1 protein-coding gene is annotated in these 252 nt (G+C 56.7%); it reads left to right on the top strand.

Annotation, left to right across the window (positions count from 1 at the left end; genetic code table 11):
* Positions 1-249, top strand: a 249-nt coding sequence (locus ABDB81_RS30345; RefSeq protein WP_346814412.1) for a T6SS immunity protein Tli4 family protein, incomplete at its 5' end; no start/stop codon positions are given.
* Between the last annotated feature and the right edge of the window lie 3 nt (positions 250-252).

Raw genomic sequence — 252 nt, 5'->3', positions numbered from 1 at the left:
CCGGTTGGCTCCATTCAAGCCGACGAGATCCTGCTTGCAAGCACGCAGGATGGAAAGCGCGGCTATGGTTTCAAATGGGAGGCCCCCGGCGAAGAATATTCACTGGCGGAGCCCAATCTGAATGCCTTGCTCAGGGTAGGAGAGAGCGCCTACACCACGAACAAGGAATCCTTCGCCAGCGATGAGGAAGCACTGGAATTGTGGGATGCCGTGATCGATTCCATTCGTCTACGTCCGGGGGCCGTATGAAGT

The sequence above is a fragment of the Cupriavidus sp. DL-D2 genome (assembly GCF_039710735.1).
In the GTDB taxonomy this organism is placed as follows: domain Bacteria; phylum Pseudomonadota; class Gammaproteobacteria; order Burkholderiales; family Burkholderiaceae; genus Cupriavidus.
This window is presented reverse-complemented; position numbering and strand designations above follow the sequence as displayed.